The sequence below is a fragment of the Roseateles sp. FW301-B2 genome, from assembly GCF_058788955.1.
The window spans coordinates 46,813-64,808 of sequence record NZ_JBYTBE010000024.1 but is presented as its reverse complement, the minus strand read 5'-3'; the positions used below and the strand labels follow the sequence as shown (position 1 = coordinate 64,808).

15 protein-coding genes are annotated in these 17,996 nt (G+C 68.4%); 6 read left to right on the top strand and 9 right to left on the bottom strand.

Going from position 1 to position 17,996, the window contains the following annotated elements:
- Positions 1-34 precede the first annotated feature (34 nt).
- From AC3WQY_RS16700 to AC3WQY_RS16680, 5 genes are read left to right on the top strand one after another with little or no spacing between them, the layout of a single operon-like run.
- The gene (locus tag AC3WQY_RS16700; protein ID WP_285231803.1) at positions 35-817 is read left to right on the top strand and encodes an ABC transporter substrate-binding protein; all 783 of its coding nucleotides are present in this window, start codon (positions 35-37) and stop codon (positions 815-817) included.
- A complete protein-coding gene (locus tag AC3WQY_RS16695) occupies positions 818-1,510 on the top strand; it encodes an ABC transporter permease (protein WP_285231802.1) in 693 nt (230 codons plus the stop codon).
- Positions 1,510-2,196 carry an ABC transporter permease gene (locus AC3WQY_RS16690; protein ID WP_285231801.1) on the top strand — a complete coding sequence of 229 codons (687 nt, stop codon included), beginning with the start codon at positions 1,510-1,512 and terminating at the stop codon, positions 2,194-2,196. Before AC3WQY_RS16695 ends, AC3WQY_RS16690 begins: the two co-directional genes overlap by 1 nt.
- Positions 2,197-2,207: 11 nt before the next feature.
- Positions 2,208-3,326: a succinylglutamate desuccinylase gene (locus tag AC3WQY_RS16685; protein WP_492709697.1), complete on the top strand. Its 1,119-nt coding sequence runs from the start codon at positions 2,208-2,210 to the stop codon at positions 3,324-3,326.
- 2 nt (positions 3,327-3,328) lie between these two features.
- On the top strand, positions 3,329-4,096 hold the full coding sequence (locus AC3WQY_RS16680; RefSeq protein WP_285231799.1) for an ABC transporter ATP-binding protein: 768 nt from the start codon (positions 3,329-3,331) through the stop codon (positions 4,094-4,096).
- 3 nt (positions 4,097-4,099) lie between these two features.
- Here AC3WQY_RS16680 and AC3WQY_RS16675 read toward each other — a convergent pair whose 3' ends face one another.
- The 7 genes from AC3WQY_RS16675 to AC3WQY_RS16645 form a co-directional block, all read right to left on the bottom strand.
- Positions 4,100-6,676: a zinc-dependent metalloprotease gene (locus AC3WQY_RS16675; RefSeq protein ID WP_492709696.1), complete on the bottom strand. Its 2,577-nt coding sequence runs from the start codon at positions 6,674-6,676 to the stop codon at positions 4,100-4,102.
- Positions 6,677-6,795: 119 nt separating this feature from the next.
- Positions 6,796-7,437, bottom strand: coding sequence for an NF038129 family PEP-CTERM protein (locus AC3WQY_RS16670; RefSeq protein WP_492709695.1), 642 nt, complete (start codon positions 7,435-7,437; stop codon positions 6,796-6,798).
- Positions 7,438-7,449: 12 nt separating this feature from the next.
- Positions 7,450-9,807 carry a CehA/McbA family metallohydrolase gene (locus AC3WQY_RS16665; RefSeq protein ID WP_492709694.1) on the bottom strand — a complete coding sequence of 786 codons (2,358 nt, stop codon included), beginning with the start codon at positions 9,805-9,807 and terminating at the stop codon, positions 7,450-7,452.
- 73 nt (positions 9,808-9,880) lie between these two features.
- Positions 9,881-10,690 carry a PEP-CTERM sorting domain-containing protein gene (locus AC3WQY_RS16660; protein ID WP_492709693.1) on the bottom strand — a complete coding sequence of 270 codons (810 nt, stop codon included), beginning with the start codon at positions 10,688-10,690 and terminating at the stop codon, positions 9,881-9,883.
- 430 nt (positions 10,691-11,120) lie between these two features.
- The gene (locus AC3WQY_RS16655) at positions 11,121-13,940 is read right to left on the bottom strand and encodes an ATP-binding protein (RefSeq protein WP_492709692.1); all 2,820 of its coding nucleotides are present in this window, start codon (positions 13,938-13,940) and stop codon (positions 11,121-11,123) included.
- 3 nt (positions 13,941-13,943) lie between these two features.
- On the bottom strand, positions 13,944-14,672 hold the full coding sequence (locus tag AC3WQY_RS16650) for a hypothetical protein (RefSeq protein ID WP_492709691.1): 729 nt from the start codon (positions 14,670-14,672) through the stop codon (positions 13,944-13,946).
- Positions 14,669-16,018 (bottom strand): hypothetical protein, encoded by a 1,350-nt coding sequence (locus AC3WQY_RS16645; RefSeq protein ID WP_492709690.1) that lies wholly within the window; start codon positions 16,016-16,018, stop codon positions 14,669-14,671. Before AC3WQY_RS16645 ends, AC3WQY_RS16650 begins: the two co-directional genes overlap by 4 nt.
- A 51-nt stretch (positions 16,019-16,069) precedes the next feature.
- Between AC3WQY_RS16645 and AC3WQY_RS16640 the strand changes: the two genes are divergently transcribed.
- A complete protein-coding gene (locus AC3WQY_RS16640) occupies positions 16,070-16,843 on the top strand; it encodes a fumarylacetoacetate hydrolase family protein (RefSeq protein WP_492709689.1) in 774 nt (257 codons plus the stop codon).
- On the opposite strand, the gene AC3WQY_RS16635 is transcribed toward AC3WQY_RS16640, so the two are convergent.
- Positions 16,840-17,355 carry a GNAT family N-acetyltransferase gene (locus tag AC3WQY_RS16635; protein WP_492709688.1) on the bottom strand — a complete coding sequence of 172 codons (516 nt, stop codon included), beginning with the start codon at positions 17,353-17,355 and terminating at the stop codon, positions 16,840-16,842. The two genes, AC3WQY_RS16640 and AC3WQY_RS16635, sit on opposite strands and share 4 nt — an antisense overlap.
- A gap of 1 nt (position 17,356) precedes the next feature.
- Positions 17,357-17,983 (bottom strand): DUF1294 domain-containing protein, encoded by a 627-nt coding sequence (locus AC3WQY_RS16630; protein WP_492709687.1) that lies wholly within the window; start codon positions 17,981-17,983, stop codon positions 17,357-17,359.
- Positions 17,984-17,996: the final 13 nt, after the last annotated feature.

Here is a 17,996-nt window from a genome sequence, read left to right as displayed (position 1 = left end):
TTCTCTCTTTCTCATCCATCGAGGAGTCGACTACATGCAACGACGTCATCTGATCGCTCTGGCCGCCCTGGCCATGAGCGTCGCCACCGCCCAGGCCCAAGCCCCCGAGTGGAAGAAGATCCGCATCGGTGTGGAAGGCGCCTACCCTCCCTTCAGCGAAGTGGGCCCGGACGGCAAGCTCAAGGGCTTTGAGATCGATCTGGCCATGGCCTATTGCGCCGAGATGAAGGCCGAGTGCGTGCTGGTGCAGCAGGACTTCGACGGCCTGATCCCGGCCCTGCAGGCCAAGAAGATCGACGCCATCATTGCCTCGATGTCCATCACCGACGAGCGCAAGAAGGCGATCGCCTTCTCCAAGCCCTACTACAACACCCCGGCACGCTTCGCCGCCAAGGCCGACGCCAAGCTGGACATCAGCGCCGCCGGCCTGAAGGGCAAGAAGATCGGCGTGCAGCGCGCCACCATCCACGAGAAGTTCGCCGCCGAGACCTTCAAGCAGAGCGAGATCGTGCGCTATGCGACCCAGGACCAGGTCTTCCTGGACCTGAAGTCGGGCCGCATCGACACCACCGTGGCCGATCTGGTCGCGATCGACCAGGGCTTCATCAAGACCCCGGCCGGCAAGGGCTTCGCCTTCGTGGGCCCCAACTTCACCGACGTGAAGTACTTCGGCACCGGCTCGGGCGTGGGCATGCGCAAGGCCGACGAGAAGGCCCTGGGCAAGAAGTTCAACGACGCCATCGCCGCCATCCAGGCCAATGGCACGTTCAAGAAGTTGAACGACAAGTACTTCGAGTACGACCTGTCCATCAAGTAAATGTTTCTGAACGGCTTTCTGCCCAGCCTGCTGGATGGGACCCTGGTCACGCTGGGCGTGGCCTTGAGTTCCCTCAGCATGGCCATGGTGCTGGGGCTGCTGGGTGCCTTGGCCAAGCTGTCGAAATGGCGCTTGCCCAAGGCCCTGGCCTTTGCCTATACCACCCTCATACGCGGCGTCCCCGATCTGGTGCTGATGCTGCTGATCTTCTACGGCGGCCAGGTGGCTGTGAACCATGTGGCCGAGGCGATGGGCTACCAGGAAGGCATCGACGTCGATCCCTATCTGGCGGGTGTGCTGACCATCGGTTTCATCTTCGGTGCCTACCTGACCGAGGCCTTCCGCGGCGCCTTCCTGGCGGTGCCGCCGGGCCAGCGCGAGGCCGGCCTGGCCTATGGCATGACGCCCTGGCAGATCGCCTGGCGCATCACCTTCCCGCAGATGTTCCGGCATGCCCTCCCGGGCCTGTCCAACAACTGGCTGGTGCTGATCAAGAGCACCGCCATCGTCTCGGTGATCGGCCTGCATGACCTGATGACGCGCGGCTCGCAGGCCGCCGGCACCACCAAGGAGCCGTTTGTGTTCTACAGCGCCGTGGCGGTGATCTACCTGCTCTTCACCAGCGCCTCGGAGCTGCTGTTCGACTGGCTGCAAAAGCGCTTCTCGGTGGGCGTGCGCAAGGGTGTGCTCTGATGGATCTCGACACCATTCTCGAAAACCTGCCGCTCTACCTGAGCGGCGCGCTCACCACCTTCGAGCTGCTCGTGATCTCGCTGGGCCTGGGCCTGCTGTTCGCGATACCGCTGGCGGTGCTGCGCAGCCTGCCCAACCCCTGGCTGTCGCGCCCGATCTGGTTCTACACCTATGTGTTCCGCGGCACCCCGATGCTGGTGCAGCTGTTCCTGATCTATTACGGCCTGGCGCAGTTCGAGTGGGTGCAGCAGAGCGCGCTGTGGCCCTACCTCAGCTCGGCCTGGTTCTGCGCCTGCCTGAGCTTTGTGCTCAACACCTGCGCCTACACGGTGGAGATCATCGCCGGCAGCATCCGTGCCCTGCCGCATGGCGAGATCGAGGCCGCCAAGGCGCTGGGCATGAGCCGCTGGGTGCTGTTCCGCCGCATCGTGCTGCCCTCGGCGCTGCGCCGCTCGCTGCCGGCCTACAGCAACGAGGCCATCTTCATGCTGCACGGCACCTCGCTGGCCAGCATCGTCACCATCCTGGACCTGACCGGCGCGGCGCGCCAGGTCAACTCCACCTACTACATGCCCTTCGAGGCCTTCATCAGCGCCGCGGTCTTCTACTTCCTGATGACCCTGGTGCTGGTGGCGCTGTTTCACAAGGCCGAGGCGCGCTGGCTCAAGCCCCTGATGCCACGCTGAACCCATCCCCCATGCAAATCCAGAAACACCTGCTGCTCGCACCCGCCCCCGGCACCCAGCGCGAGCTCCTGTCCCTGCACTACGGCACGCCCGGCAGCGGACCCAAGGCCTATATCCAGGCCTCGCTGCATGCCGACGAACTGCCCGGCATGCTCACCGCCCACCATCTGCGCCAGCAGCTCGATGCCCTGGAAGCCGCCGGCCGCCTGCAGGGCGAGATCGTGCTGGTGCCGATGGCCAACCCGATCGGCCTCTCGCAATGGCTGCTGCAGGGCCCGCAGGGCCGCTTCGAGCTGCTGTCGGGCGAGAACTTCAACCGCCATTACCCCGACCAGATCGCCCAGGCAGCGGCCGCTGCCGAGCCCGAGCTGAACCAGGACGCCGCCCACAATGTGCGCGTGCTGCGCCGCGAGCTGCAGAAGGCGGTGGCGGGCGCACCGGTGGCCACCGAGCTGCAATCGCTGCGCCGCACGCTGATGGCGCTCTCCTGCGATGCCGACATCGTGCTGGACCTGCACTGCGACGCCCAGGCCGTCATGCATCTCTACACCGAGACGCCCTGCTGGGAGCAATGCGAGCCGTTGCAGCGCTATCTGGGCTCGCCGCTGACCCTTTTGGCCACCGACGCCGGCGACAACCCCTTCGACGAGGCCTGCTCGCAGGTCTGGTGGAAATGGGACAAGCAGTTCGCCGGCCGCTTCCCGATCCCCCAGGCCTGCCTGGCGGTGACGGTGGAGCTGCGCGGCCAGGCCGATGTGACGCACGAACTGGCCAGCCGCGACGCGCAGAACATCCTCGACTTCCTGACCTACCGCGGCCTCATCAGCGGCGCCGTGCCGCCCATGCCAGAGGCGCTGGGCGACGCGCGCCCGCTGGCCGGCTGCATGTCGGTGAAGTCACCGGTGGCGGGCGTGCTGGTCTATTTGCGCGAGCCCGGCGCCACGGTCAAACAGGGCGAGGTGATTGCCCATGTGATCGACCCCGTCAGCGCCAGCTGCACCGAGCTGACGGCGCCGGTGGACGGCCTGATGTTCGCGCGCGAATGCCTGCGCTTCATCACGGCGGGCGCAAGCGCCGCCAAGGTCGCGGGGCGCGAAGCGCTGCGCACCGGCAAACTGTTGGGAGCCTGAACATGACCAGCAGTCTGCGCGTCATCAATCTGCACAAACGCTATGGCGAGCGCGAGGTGCTCAAGGGCGTTTCGCTCGACACCAAGAAGGGCGATGTGGTCACCCTGATCGGTTCCAGCGGCTCGGGCAAGAGCACCTTTCTGCGCTGCCTGAACCTGCTCGAGCAGCCCTGGGAGGGCCAGCTCTTCCTGCGCGACGAGGAACTCAAGCTGGTGCGCGACCGCGACGGCAGCCTCAAGGCCGGCGACGCCAAGCAGCTGCAGCTCTGGCGTGCCCGCCTGGCCATGGTGTTCCAGAACTTCAACCTCTGGGGCCACCGCACCGTGCTGGAGAACGTCATCGAGGCGCCGGTGCATGTGCTGGGCGTGCCCAAGGCCGAGGCCATCGAAAAGGCCGAGGCCCTGCTGGCGCGCGTGGGCGTGTCGCACCGCAAGAGCGTCTACCCGGCCCAGCTCTCGGGCGGCGAGCAGCAGCGCGTGGCGATTGCGCGCGCGCTGGCGGTGGAGCCCGAGGTGATGCTGTTCGACGAGCCGACCTCGGCGCTCGACCCCGAGCTGGTGGGCGAGGTCCTGAAGGTGATGCGCGACCTCGCCGCCGAGGGCCGCACCATGATCGTGGTGACGCACGAGATGGGCTTCGCCCGCGAGGTCTCCAACCACACCCTGTTCCTGCACCAGGGCCGGGTGGAGGAGGAAGGCAACCCGCGCGAGGTGCTGGCCAGGCCGCAGAGCGAGCGGCTCAAGGCCTTCCTGAGCGGCGGGCTGAAGTAGCCCTCAGTCGGCCGTCGGCCAGCAATTGGCCTCGGCCTCGATCGCTGGCCGCGGCAGCGTGAACGGGAAGCTCATGGCCGGCTCGGCCAGCTTCGGGTCCAGCGCCTTGCTGCTGTAGTCCAGCAGCGCTTCCAGATGGGCGCGCTGCACCCGGTCGGCGGCCGCGCCCGCCTTGGCGGCGAACAGCGACCTCAGATCCTTCAGCTCGGCCCGCACCAGCGCCTTGGCGTCGTCGCCGGCCGGGCCGGCGGCGTTGAGGCGCTCGCTCAACAACTCCAGATAGGCGCGCTGCAGATTGCGGCGCGGCACCGACACCTTGGCGCCCGCGCTCAGCTCGCCATAGATGCCCGCGCGCAGGTCCGTCAGCAGCTCGTCGAGCCGGTAGGCCTTCTCGCCCAGGGCCGCCTCCTGCGCCTGCAGGCGCGCGCTGCGCGAGCGGTCCAGCAGGCCGCGCAAGAGCTGGCGCTGCTGGTTCTGCAGCAGCTGGGCCGGCTCCGAGGGGCGCAGGCGCTCGGTGATCGCGGGCGCCAGCAGCCATTGCGGCGTGGCCAGCGCCTGCTCGCTGAGGAACTTGACGGCGCGCGCCTGCTGCGCGCGCGGCGCCGGGGCAAAGATCGCACCGGGCTGGTCGTTGTGCTTGTTCTGGCTGCTGTAGCCGCCCACGATGGCCAGCACATGGCTGAGCTCGCGCGACCATTGCGTCCAGGTGGCGCGGTAGAGATCTTCCAGCGTCTTGTCGTCGCGCCCATCCGGCTTGCTCATGGCCGGCAGTTGCTTGACGATGCGCTTGAGATTCTTCAGGCCCAGCGTGGTGGCCGCGACCGCATCGGCATCGCCCACCGCCTCGGTGTTCTCGCCAAAATCGCCGCCCTCGGCCTTGGGCGAGGAGAAGCGCAGCCAGGGCTTGGCATCCTGCTGGCGCACCAGCGCGTTCAGCACCTGGCGCTCCTCCTGCGGCGTCTTCGCCGAGGGGATGGGCATATAGCCCCATTGGGTGGCGAAGATGTCGTAGGGGCCGATCTTGGGGATCAGCAGCGCGGGATCGATCTTGTCCTCGGGCTGCACCAGGTAGTTGAAGCGGCTGTAGTCCATCAGGGTGGGCACATGGCCCATCTCCTTCAGCCAGGCGGCGTCGCGCAGCTTCTCCACCGGGTAGAGCGAGCTGGCCTTCATATTGTGCGGAAAGCCCAGCGAATGGCCGACCTCGTGGGTCACCACATACGCCACCAGCTCGCCCATCAAGTCGTCGGGCAGCGGCAGCCGCTGGGCCCGCGCATCCACCGCGCCGGCCTGGGTCACGTACCAATCACGCTGCAGCTGCATGATGTTGTGATACATGACGATGTTGGCGTTGAGAATCTCGCCGCTGCGCGGGTCGCTGAGGTGCGGCCCGTAGGCGTTCGCGATCGGCGACGGCACCCAGCGGATGATGCTGTAGCGCACGTCCTCGGGGTCGAACTCGGGGTCCTCTTCCTGGCTCGGATAGGGCCGCGCCTGGATCGCGTTCTTGAAGCCGGCCGCCTCGAAGGCGACATTCCAGGCCTCCACGCCCTTCTTCACAAAGGGCACCAGATTGGCAGGCGTGGCGCGGTCGATGTACCAGACCACCGGCTTGACCGGCTCACTGAGCGCCGCCGCCGGGTCCTTCTTCTCGAGCCGCCAGCGCGTGATCAGGCGCTCGCGCTTGCTCTCATGTTCGTCGCTGCCGAAGTCCACATGCGAGACGCTGAAGAAGCCGATGCGGTCGTCCAGCAGGCGCGCCATCATCGGCTGCTCGGGCAGCTTCACCAGGTTGTAGGCGACGTTGACGCTGCCACTGCGCGCGGCGGCCGGCGACGGCGCCGGCAGGCCCGGGATCGGCGGCAACGGCAGCGCGGGCACGGCCATCAGGTTGTAGGTGTGCACGGCGTCGATGCGCAGGCTGCCGGCAAAGGCCTTGCTCTGCTCCACATAGCTGCGTGCGCTGTCCAGGCCCATGCCGCGCACCAGCTGGCGCGCCGTGAAGTCGCCCACCTCGCTGGTGAAGAGCCGGCTCACCTCGACCACCGGCGCGCCGTCCTTGCCAAAGGCCTCGACCTGCAGGCTGGCCAGGATGGTGTCGCGCTGCGAGCCCTGCACCGCCGGGGCGATCGGCCGGTTCGGGTCGCTCACGTAGGCATGCGAGACGGTCTGGAAATGGACCTTGTTGCCCTTCAGCGTGAAGCGCACCACGTCCTCATTGAGGGCACGGCCCACATGGTCGGCACCGGCCGGCACGGCGGTGGCGGTGGCCACCATCAGCAGCGGCTGGTCCAGCAGCTGCTTGGGAATCTCGAAATAGAGCTTGCTCTTCAGGCTGTGCAGCTTGAAGAGACCCGCCTGCGTCTTGGCCTCCGCGGTGATGACCTTCTCGTAGGGCTTGGGCTCGGAGGCATCGGGCGGGGCCGCCGGCGCGGCCAGCGGCGCGGACGCCGCCCCCGCCGGCTTGGCGGGAGGCTGGTCCTGGCCCGGCTTCTTGGGCGATTCGGCCGGCTGGCCGGACGCGGCGCCGAGCGGCGCCAGCAGCGCCAGCAGCAGGCCGGCGAGGAATGTCAGTCTCATGCGCATGGTGCGGCCTATTGCTTGCAGTGTGTGGCAATCGGCGCGCATGATAGGCCCGCCCGGCTCCAGACACGGAAGTCATTGCCGCCCAGGCCGCCGGCCAGGGCGGCGGGCGCTGTTCAGGCGGCCTGGCTCCGACGCCGGCCGATGACTCCCAGCAGCCCCAGGCCGGCCAGCAGCAGCGCATAGCTGCCGGGCTCGGGCACCGCCGCCGTCACACTGGCGATGCTGCCGGAAGGCAGGGTCAGCGTCAGGCTACCGGGCGGCGTCAGCTCGATCTGGAACAGGCTGCAGTTGTCGCCCAGCGCGGCATTGCAGCCGGGGCGGCCCAGATAGCTGCTCTGGTCGGCCGCCAGCAGCCCGACCGAGAAGGTCGTGCCCACCGGGCCCGGCGTGCCGGCGAAGGCGCCGTCAAAGCTCACGTCGAAGCTGATCTTGCCGCCCAGGTTCAGCGCGTGGAACAGATCGTTGAACTGCTGGGCATTGTTGAGCGTGAAGCCGCTGGCCAGATTGCCGCTGCCGCCGATGAGCTCGAAGTCGCTGCCGAAGGCACCGCTGAAATGCGTCAACGTGGCCGTGGCCCCGACCGCGGGCAGGCTGCCGGGATTGAACTGGATGTCGAGCCAGCCGCCGCCGGCCAGGCCGGTGGTGTCGATCACGGCGTGGTAGCTGGTGGCCGCGCCGGCCATGGCGCTGGCGCCTGCCATTGCCAGGGCCAGCAGCGTGTGGCGCAAGGCCGATACGGAAGTCTTGCTAGTCATGGTGTGCTGTCCTTAGAACGAACCTGAAAAGATCTTGCTGCTGTAGCTGATGGCAATCTTGTTGGGATTGCTGAAGCTGACCGGCACGCTGATGCTGGCACCCGCCGCCAAGTTGCCCGTCGTGGCGGTGATGTAGGGGGAACCGGCGTGCGTGCCGGTGGCGTTGAACAGGCTCACTCCGGCGGGCAGGCCGTCGAGCTGCAGCTGCAGCGGGCCGGACAGCGCCACGCCGCCCTGGTTGGTGAGCGTGATCGTGCCGTTGAAACGCTGGGTGCTGCGGTTCAGCACCAGGCCCGAGCTCTGCACCAGCACCGAGCCGCTGACGTCGGCCACATTCGCCACCGTGAAGCCCACGCTGGCCGAGCTGCCGGCGTTGTTGGCCGCGTCGTAGGCCGTGGCCACCAGCGCATGGCCGCCATTGGCGAGCAGCTTGGAATCGAGCTTGAGGGCATAGGGCGCCTGGCTGCTGCTGCCCTTGAGCGCGCCGTCCACGCTGAAATCCACCCGCGTCACACCGACGTTGTCGCTCGCGTCGGCGGCCAGCGTGATCAGGCCGCTGCTGCCGCTGACGGAGGCGCTGACTTGCGGCGCCACGGTGTCGGCCACCTGGTTGACCCAGATCGGTGCCGACCAGAGGATCTTGCCGTCGGTCTGCGTCACCTTGGCGTAGTAGAAATGGTTGCCCAGCGCGGGCGTGAAGTTGTTGACCGCCGTGCTCGAGAACTCGGTGACCGTGCCATTGCGCTTGGGCACGCCCTCGTAGATCTTCACCGTGGCGGCTGCCTTGCCGGCGCCGGGCGCGTAGTTGGCGACGAGGTTGAGCGGGCCCGCATTGGTGAAGGTCTCGCCCATCAGGTGACCGTTGGCCGTCAGCACCAGCTGCGAGGTCTTGTCCATGGTGGCGAAGACGCGGCGCGCCTTCAGCGCGTCGATGAAGGCGTCCTTGCTCAGCGGCACGCCGCTGGGAATCAGGATGCCGGTGCGGTTGGTCGACGAGGCACCCCAGTTGGCGCAGTGGTTGTCCTGGTTGGTCGAGAACGCCACCTTGAAGCCGGCCTCCAGCGCCTTCTTGCAGGCGCCCTCGTAGCCGCTGTTGCCGTTGTCGGACTCGTTGATGGTGTTGGAGAAGGCCGGCGTGTTCATCACCTCGCACAAGGCCATCGCCTTCTCGCCATCCGCGGTGTAGCCGAACGCCACGTTGTTCACCAGGTATTGGCCGCTGCTGGACGGATGGTTGAACTGCCCCACCAGGCCGCGCTGCGCCATCAGGGCGTAGAGCTTGTCGGCGATGTTCTTCTCGGTATAGGTATCGGCCAGCAGCTCGTTCTTGGCGTTGTACTCCCAGCCCAGCAGATCGGTGGAATTGAAGATGTTCAGGTGGCCGCCGCCGCTGATCGTGCCCCACTCCATGCCGTACACGCCCAGGAAGCTCGGGTTGGCGGCGTTGAATGCGGCGGCCTCGGCCAGGCCAGCCTTGTACAGATCCTTGGCATACGCGGGAGTCTGGGCGGTGTTGGTGCTGGTCGAGCCATCGAACATGTGGTTGTGTTCGGAGGTCACCAGGATGTCGAGCCCGCGCTGCATCGCGTACAGATAGGCCTCCTTGGGGCCACGTGCCATGTTCGACTGCGGGTCGTTCTCGCCGGTGCAGGCGCCGATGATGCCGCCACCGTCGCTATGACCGGTCTGGCTGTGCAGATTGCCCAGGTAGACCGTGTAGGGCAGGCCGTTGCTCACCGGCGCGGCCAGGGCCTTGCGCTGCGCGGGCTTGGCACCCGCGGTGCCGCTGCCGGCGCGCGCCGCACTCGCCGTTGCCAGCGGCTTGAAGGCCGGCATGGACGGCGGCGTGAGCACGCCCACATGCATGTCCCAGGCCTGCTCGATCACATCGTCGGCCGCGGCGCTCAGGCTGGCCTCGACGAAGTCTTCCATCAGGCCTACGCTGGGCAATTGCCCGTTCGCATCGGCGGAGGTGGCGCTCAGGCGCACCTGGTAGACGCCATCGGCGGCGGCCATGCCGGCCTGCCTGCCGGCCCAGTCGACCTGCACCGCGATCTCGCCCTTGACCAGGGTCTCCACGCCATACCAACGCTGCACCAGGGCGCCGGCGGGGTCCAGCAACTCCAGCCGCCAGGAGACGGTCTGGGTGCGTTCCACCTGCGGGTACTCGAAGCGCAGCGTGAAGCTGCGTGCCTCGGCGATGGCCGTGGCATCGGCGCGGTAGGGCACGTGCAGGGTGGCTTCGAATTCCTGGTGATCGGGGCTGATGGCGCCGCCGATGGCCAGGCCCGCGGCCGAGAGCGCGGCCAGCAGCACGATGGCGCGCGGTACGAGTTTGAGCGAGTGGCTAGGCATGGTGGTGATGGTCATTCCAGCAAGAGGGCGAGACGGTCGGACGGCAGCGGGATGCCCGCGCGGGCGGGCATGCCGGCTCGTCGGGCTATCAGTTCGAACGGCGGCGGCGGGCCATGAAGCCCACCGTGCCCAGGCCGGCCAGCAGCAGCGCGTAGGTGCTGGGCTCGGGGACGGCGGGGGCGATGACGCTCAGGCTCAGGTTGTCGATCGCCAGGCCATGGTCGTTGCCGGCGTCGTTGTTCTCGGCCCAGCGCACCCACAGCGTGCTGCCGGCGGCCCAGTTGGTGTTCACGACACCGCCGCGCGCCGCCTGCAGGCCTGTCGTGTTGCCGTCGAGCTTGGCGGCCGAGGCCGTGGCGACCGGCGAGCTCCAGTCAAAGTTGCCACCGGGTGTGACCCAGTTGGCCACCGTGGCGAAGCTGGAGCCGAAACCGTACTGCAGCACCATGCTTTGAACCGTCGTGTTGCCGCCATTGCGCCACTGCTCGCCATCGAAGCCGATCTTGAAACCGGACAGGTCATGGCCGGTCGCGTTGTCGAAGGCCACGGCGATCCAGCCCGACAGCGAGCCCGAGCCAACGCCGCCCAGCGCGCGCTCGGTCGAGCCCGCTGCACCGAAGCTGCGGAACTTGCCGGCGTTGCTGGCACCGTCGTCCGGCAGATATTCGACAACTGCAGACAAGTTGGTATTGAACAGACTCCACCCTGCCAGGGTCGAGTCGTTTACCCAGGAGTTAAACGTCGTGGGCGTTGGACGGCTGGTCGCCAGCGAGTCGAACGACTGCGCGTAGTTGAAAGCACCGCTGCTCACGGTGATGGCGGCCTGCGCCGGGGCGGCCGCGAGCATGGCCGCGGCGGCAAGCGCGCTCAGCGCGGTGGTGGATTTGAAGTTCAGCATGGTGAGGATCCCTCGGTCAGTTGGAACAACACAAAACTCGGACGCGACACGTCGGGCTCGCCCTTCGGTCACGCTCGCAAACGTTTGGCAATCGCATAAAAACGTTTGCGCATCCAGGAAAAAATCTGGGCGGTCAAAGCATCACGCTCGGCCACCCGGTGCTGCGCGAACAAACTGCCATTCGCGCGGCAAAACAGTCAGCGGGACGAACAGAACACCGTCGTCGGCTGCCGCTTCGCTGCGGGCAAGCATAGCGAGTCGATGCCGATTTGAGCGTGTCAGTTCCGTGACTTGGCGCGTGTTCCCCGCAGGTAAGGGGCCGCGCAAACCCTGACGCCATGGCGCGTGAACCCGCATGGTGCGGGCCGCGCATCAAGCTGGGGCCAGGTCTTGCCCAGGAGGTGCCATCGCGGTGCGCGATGGCACGCACTCAGTCGTAGAGAGCCTTCTCCGGCCGTCTCGCCAGCACCGCGATGGGCGGCGCCCAGCGTTCGCCGCGCGACTTCTTGCTCGTGACGAGCGTGATCTCCGAGGGCTCGAACACTTCCACGTTGTGGGTGATGGGGGTGGTGAGCAGGTACTGGGCGCGGGTGGAGCGCAGGAAGTGGCCGACCAGCTGGATGTTGCGCACGTCCAGGTGGGCAAAGGGTTCATCGATGAAGACGAACCCGCCAGGCGAGTCGTCGTCCTTCATCAGGCCTACCAGCAGGATCAGGCTCTTGAGCACCTGCTGGCCGCCCGAGGCCTCGCCGTCGTTCAGGCCCACCTCGCCCTTGCCATCGAAGTTGAACTTCACATGCAGGCCGGCCTGGGCCAGCACGGTGTCGTCGTTGTCCAGGTGCGGCAGCTCGGCCTGGGCCAGCACGCCGGCCAGCTCGCCGAGCTCCTGGACGTTCTTCTTGTAGCGGCGCACGGTGGCGCGCAGCACGTCGATATAGCGCTCGCGGGCATTGAAGGCGGCGATGCGCGCCATCTCGTTGCTGGCGCGGCGGTCGTCCAGCTGGGTGCTCTGCTCCAGCACCGAGACGCTCATGCGCGCATGGCGCTCCTGCACCTGGGGGTCGGTTTCCCACACCCCGGTGTCGAGCTCGGCCTGCACATGGCGTGCGGCGATCTCGGCCTGCTTGGCGTTCTCGAACTCGTCGCGCAAGACCTGCAGCTTGGCCGGCTGTACCCAGGAGGCCGGGAAATTGGCACGTGCCTCGCGCGAGGCCCTGGCGGCCAGGGTCAGGTCTTGCCGGCGGCTCTCATGCTCGCGCTGCACGCGCAAGACGTTCTCCTCGCTGGCCTTGAGACCGCCCTGCGCGGCCTCGTAGTCGCGTTCGCTGCGGGTGGATTGGGTGAGCGCGCGGTCATGCTCCTGCTCCAGCGCGCCCATGCGGGTGCTGGCCTCGATGCGCGCCTGGCGCAGCGCCGGCAGGCGCGCCCTGCCCTCGGCAAATTCATCGCTGCGCTCGGAAAGTTCCTTGGCGGCCTTGTGGCCCTGGGCGGCGCGTTGCGCGTCCTTGAGCTGGCGTTCGACCTCGGCCTGCTCCTTGGCAATGCGGGTGAGCTCGCCGTCGTAGCGCGCCAGCTCGGCTTCCAGCGCCTTGCGGCGCGATTCCATCGCCGAGACGCCGAACTGGTACTCGCGCGGCTCCACCCAGAGGCTGCGGCCGCCACGGCCGTCGCGGTAATAGGCGTCGGGGGTGATCCACTCGCCCCCGGCCCTCGCTCCTGCTTCAGTGTCCTTCACGCACCGGATGCCGCCCAGTTGGCGCAGCATCCAGCCGGGCACCTTGGCGTTGATCTTGAGCGCGGCCAGCAGCGAATCCTTGGGCGCCACGGCGGGCGCATGCTCGGCATCGGCCACCACGTAATGGCGGTAGCGTTCCTTGGAGGCCAGGCCGAAGGCGCGGCCCTCGTCCCCGCTATTGGCCAGCACCACCACCCAGCGCGAGGGGCGCAACATGCCTTCGGCCGCGGCACGCCAGGTCTCGTCGGCGATGTCGATGCAATCGGCCAGCACATGGTGGGTTATGCCCGCTTCGTCCAGCGCGCGGCGGAAGCGCGTCACCTCGGCCGGCGGCGGCGGCAGGCGCTGGCCCGTCATCGCCTCCAGCGCGGCCTGGGCCTTGCGGCTCTGGTCATTGGCGCGGGTAAAGCTTTCGCGCAGCCCATGCTGCTGGCTGGCCAGGCTCTCCAGGCGCTGCGTCAGCTCCTGGGCATCGGCTTCCACCGCGGCCAGGGTCTTGAGCTCTTCCTCGCGCTTGGCGAGCAGCTCGAAGGGGCGCTCGGATTCGCGTGCGGCGTCGAATGCGGCACGCGCGGCCTTGCGCTCGGACTCCAGGTCCAGCAGCTTCTGCTTGGCGGCCTGCTGGGCCTCGAAGAGGCGATGCAGCTCGGCGCGCTTGTCGGCCATATGGCGCTGGTCGTGGGCGGCGAAGAGGCGCTGGCGATGCAGCTCGCGCAGCGATTGCGCGGTGCGCTGTCTGCCTTCCGCCCACTGCAGCACCGGCACCACCTCGCTGGCCAGGCGCTCGCGTTCCTTCAGGCGCAGCTGGTACTGCTGGTAGCTGTTGACGCGATTCGCCAGATCCGAGAGCTGGGCCTGGGTGTGCGAGAGCTCGTGCGTGGCCTGCTCCACTTCCTTGAGCAGCTGCTGCTGGTGGCTGCGCGCCTGGTCGTAACGGTCCAGCACCTCCTGGTCACCGAAGACTTCGAACACCAGCCGCAAGAGTTCCTTGGGGCTGAGCTCGCAGAGGCGGTCGGTCTGGCCCTGCTCCAGCGCCAGCACGCGGCCGATGGCGCGCGTGAGGCCGGCGGCCTCCAGGCGGCGCTTCCAGGCCTCGATGCCCATCCAGTCCTTCTCGGGCCGGTTGGCCAGGGCCTCGATCTCGTGCACCCCGTCCACCATCACATAGCGGCGCTGCCAATCGCCGCCATGGCGCTCAATGCGACAGGCCAGCGTCACCTGGTCGGCATAGAGCAGCGAGCTGCCGAAGGGGCGGCTGCTGTTCTGGCGGCCGCGCGGGCGGTTGTCCACCAGGGCGCGCAGCCAGGCGGTCTCGGCGTTCGCGTGCCGGGCATAGGTGCGGAAGGTGCGGCCGCCCGAGCATTCCAGGCCCAAGAGGGTGCGCATCGCGTCCAGCAGCGTGGTCTTGCCCGAGCCATTGGGGCCGGCGATGGTGATGATGGCGCCGTCCAGCGGCATCGAGACGCGCTGGCAGTAGTCCCAGTGCAGCAGTTCCAGGGATTGCAGATGAAACATGTCTCAGAGCTCGCTGTCGTCTTCTACTTCGGCTATCACTTCTTGTTCGGCTTGGCGAAGCCGGGCGAGCGCGGGGGCGGCAGTGGGGTCGGTGCTGCGGGCCAGCACGTCGGCCAGGGCGCCATCGAGGATGCGTGGCGCCAGGGTGTCGTAGTCCAGCAGCAGGTCCAGCAGCGGCCCCTCGGCAATGTCCTCGGCGCGCCGGATGATGAAGCCCTGGCGCTCGAGCAGCTTGAGGTTGGAATCCAGCCGCATCTTCTTGCCCAGCTGGTTGCCGAAATCGGCCAGCAGGCTGCGGTAGCTGAGCGTGGGCGAGACGCTGGCGGCCAGCGGCAGCGGCTTGTCGGTAGCGAACATCTCGCCCTGGCCTTCGCCCTCCTTGGCGTCGGCGCGTGCCACCTGGCGCTGGCGCTTGGGCAGGATGATGAGCGACCACAGCACCACCAGCAGGGCCACGCCATCGCGCGGCAGGTCGAGGTTGTTGTTGGCGGCCAGGCCGGTCTCGCCGAACACCGCCACCTCGGCCGGACGCAGCATCGCCACGCTGATGTGGTCGGCATAGAGGTTGTCGATCACGCGCAGGCCCACGGCGGCCAGGCGCGCGCCCAGGGCGCCCCAGAGCTCGGTATCGATCAAGGCACGCTTGACCAGGGGGTGGTTGCGCGGCAGCCAGCGGCGCGCCAGCAGCTGTGCCGCGAGTTGCGCGGCATCGTCAAAGGTGGAAGCACTCATGAGGAGGAAGATTCTTCGCTGGCAGGAGGTGTCGGGCTTTTTTCATTGCCGTGCTCGGTGCTATGGAGCACACCACGGCTCATCCACGACACGTATTCGTCATCAATATCGCCCTGCTCGGCCGACCAGCGCACCCGCCAGGGCTGGCGCGCCATGTCGCCGGTGGCGCCCTGCAGATGCTGGGCCTGCACATCGCCCAGCAGCGGCAGCAGCTGGGCACGGTAGGAGGCGCGCGCATAGCTGCCGCCCAGCACCGCCGGGGACAGGTCTTGCTCGGCATGGCCCGCGCCGCTCCACTGCTGCAGCAGGGTCTGCAGCGCCGCCATCTCGGGCGGCAGGCTCAGCACCGCCAGCTGGCCCTCGGGTGCGGCCATGCCCTGCGGCAGGGGCTCCAGCTCCTTGGGCTTGGGGCGGTCGCGCTCGAACTCGGCCTCGCACATGTCCAGCAGCTCATGCTGGCTCACCAGCACCGGGTGCACCGGGCGCGAGAGCGCCCCCAGGCTGAGGTTTTCCAGAAAACCCACGCCCTGCAACCAGCGCCGCACATCGGTGGTGGTGATGCCGGTGGACCCCAGGGTGACGCGCTGGCGGTCCACCTGCTGCAGCGCGCGGTTGAACTGGCTGGCCATCGCCAGCAGGCGCGCCTGTGCCAGGCCCAGCTCGCGCGCCAGCCGCTCCAGGCGCGCATTGCCCTCGGTCTGGGCCTGCTCGATGATGGCCTTGAGCGCGTCGCCGGCGCGGTCCACCAGCTTGAGCGCGCGCTCGAAACGCTGGCGCGCGCGGCGCAGATGGAACTCGCTGCCGCTGGCGATCGCATCGGCGAATTCGTCGTACAGGCGCGCCAGCTGGGCCTGCAGATGGTGCAGCTGGGCCGGGTCCAGGGTGCCCAGCTGGTGGGCGCCGGCCACATTGGCCAGCAGCGCGGCCAGGTCGGCATCCTGCTCGGCGGCGCGTGTCAGCGGCGAGAGGATGCCGATCAGCTGCTGGGCCAGCGGCGTCACGCCGTATTGCTGGTTGGAGCCATCCCAGGCCAGCAGCTCGGCCTCGCGCAGGCGCTTGAGCACCAGCTCCAGGGCCTCGTCGCGCAGCATGTGGAAGTGGCGGTTGAGGGTGTCGCGGCTGACGCGCGACTCCGGCAGCGCCATCAACTCCAGGAACACCCAGACGCGCAGGCGCACCAGCGCCGCCGGGCCATGGCACAGGGCCCGCAAGGCATTCAGCTGGGCCTCGTTGCGCTCCAGCTGCCACCACAGCAGCGCCTCGCCGGGGGCGCTGCCTTCTCGGAAATAGTCTTCAAAGCGCAGCTCTTGTTCTTCATGCTCTGCGCCCACCGTGCTTTCGCTCATGGGACGATTATCCCAGGCTGGATGGGGCGATCCGGCTAGGATGCACCCCAAATGCAAACAGCTGTGAATGGTGATCTGGGCTTGGCCTTGCTGGGGGCCTGGCGGCGGCGCGAATTGCTGGCATCGGCCGGCTGGGCCTTGCCGGACCCCGCGGGCATCGGCAACGCCCAGGAGGCGGTGGTGGCCGCGCTGGACGGGCAGACCTTGCCGGGCTTCTGGAAATCCGGCGGGCCGCGCCGGGAAGCGGCCTCGCTGAGCCATGCTCCCCTGCCCCGTGCTGGCGTACGGCAGGTCCAGGGCGCCACATCGATGGACTGCAGCGATCTCTGGCTGCCCGCCTGCGGCATCGAGGCCGAGATTGCGTTGCGCCTGGGGCGGGACGTGAGCCCGGCGCTGGCGGCCGGCCTGGATCAGGCCGCGGCCACGGCCCTGGTGGATGGCATGGCGGTCGCCGTGGAGCTCACCGCCTCGCGCTGGCGGGAGGCCGACGCGGCGCCCGAGCCGCTGCGCCAGGCCGATCTGCTCTCGCATGGCGCCCTGCTGCTGGGCCCTTGGCTGGCGCCGGCGGCGCGCGCCTGGGCCGACCAGACCTGCTGGGTGGAGATCGAGGGCCAGCCACGGCTGCAGCGCCGCGGCAGCCACGCGCTGGGCGATCCGTGCTGGTTGCTGCCCCACTGGCTGCGCCATGCCGCCCGCCATGGCCAGACCTTGCGGGCTGGCAGCGTGGTCACCACCGGCTCCTGGACCGGCACCCTGCCGCTGTCGCCGGGCCGCGTCGCCCGCGTCGGCTTCGAGGGCCTGGGCGAATTGCGGCTCAGGACTTAGGCGAGCAGCGGCCGCTCCAGATAGCGCGCCTGCTGGCCAAAGCTGGCGAGCTTGCGCTGCAGCGCCGCCGGCAGCTGCTGCAGGGGCGCGAAGCCATGGCGCTGCCAGTACGGCAGCGAGCCCTGCACCGCCACCAAGCCCATGCGGCCCAGGCCCAGGGCTTGCGCGCGCGCCTCCAGCAGGGCCAGCAGGCGCCGCGCAACACCCATGGCGCGGCCCGCCGGCGCCACCGCCATATCGTGCAGATAGAGCAGCTGGGGCTCGGCTGGCAGGGCGCATTGCGGCGCGTCCAGCGCGGGCAGGGTCTCGGGGCACAGCGGCAGGCTCACCGCATAGGCCAGCGGCTGGCCCGCCCGGCTGGCCAGCCAGCAGGTGCCCAGTGCGGCAGCGGCGCGCAGCTTGGCCTCGAAGGCCTGGGCACTCTCCAGAAACTCTGGCCCATAGCATTGGGCCTGCAGGGCCAGCACGGCGGGCAGATCCGCCGGGGCCATCTCACGAAATACCAGGTTCACATCAACTCACGAAACGTGCCAGCAGCCGCGTGCCCAGCGGCGTGAAGATCATGACAAAGGCCAGCAGGTTCAGGCTCACGCAGAGCCAGAACAGACGCTGGAAACTCGGCTTGCGGTTCTTGTGGCGCAGCAGCTGCTGGGCCAGCAAGGCGCCGGGCCAGCCGCAAACGAGAGCCAGGGCGTGCAGCGTGCCCTCGGCCACGCGCCAGCCCCCCTTCAGCGCGGCGCGCTTGTCGCCCGCATAGACGATGAAGGTCGCCACGCTCATGGCCAGGTAGAAGCCCCACAGCGCCTGCGGCAGGCCCCAGGCCAGATGCACACCCAGCACCAGCAGCGCAAAGCCGGGGATCAGCCAGAGGCTGCTGCCTTGGCGCGCCGCCGGCGATGCCGGCGCGGGCCTGGGCGCGGGGCGCGGCTCCAGGCTCTGCACCTTGAGCGCACGGAGCTTGCCCTGGGCGTCATGGCCGGCCGCGTAGCTGAGGCGTTCGCCCACGAAAGGGCGCTGGGCCCGCAGACCAAAGGCCTTGATGTGCACAAAGAGCTTGGCGCCACCGCCCTCGGGGGCGATGAAGCCATAGCCCTTGGCATCGTCCCACTGGACCAGGATGCCTTTCTGTCTATTCGTCATGATGGGGCGGGAC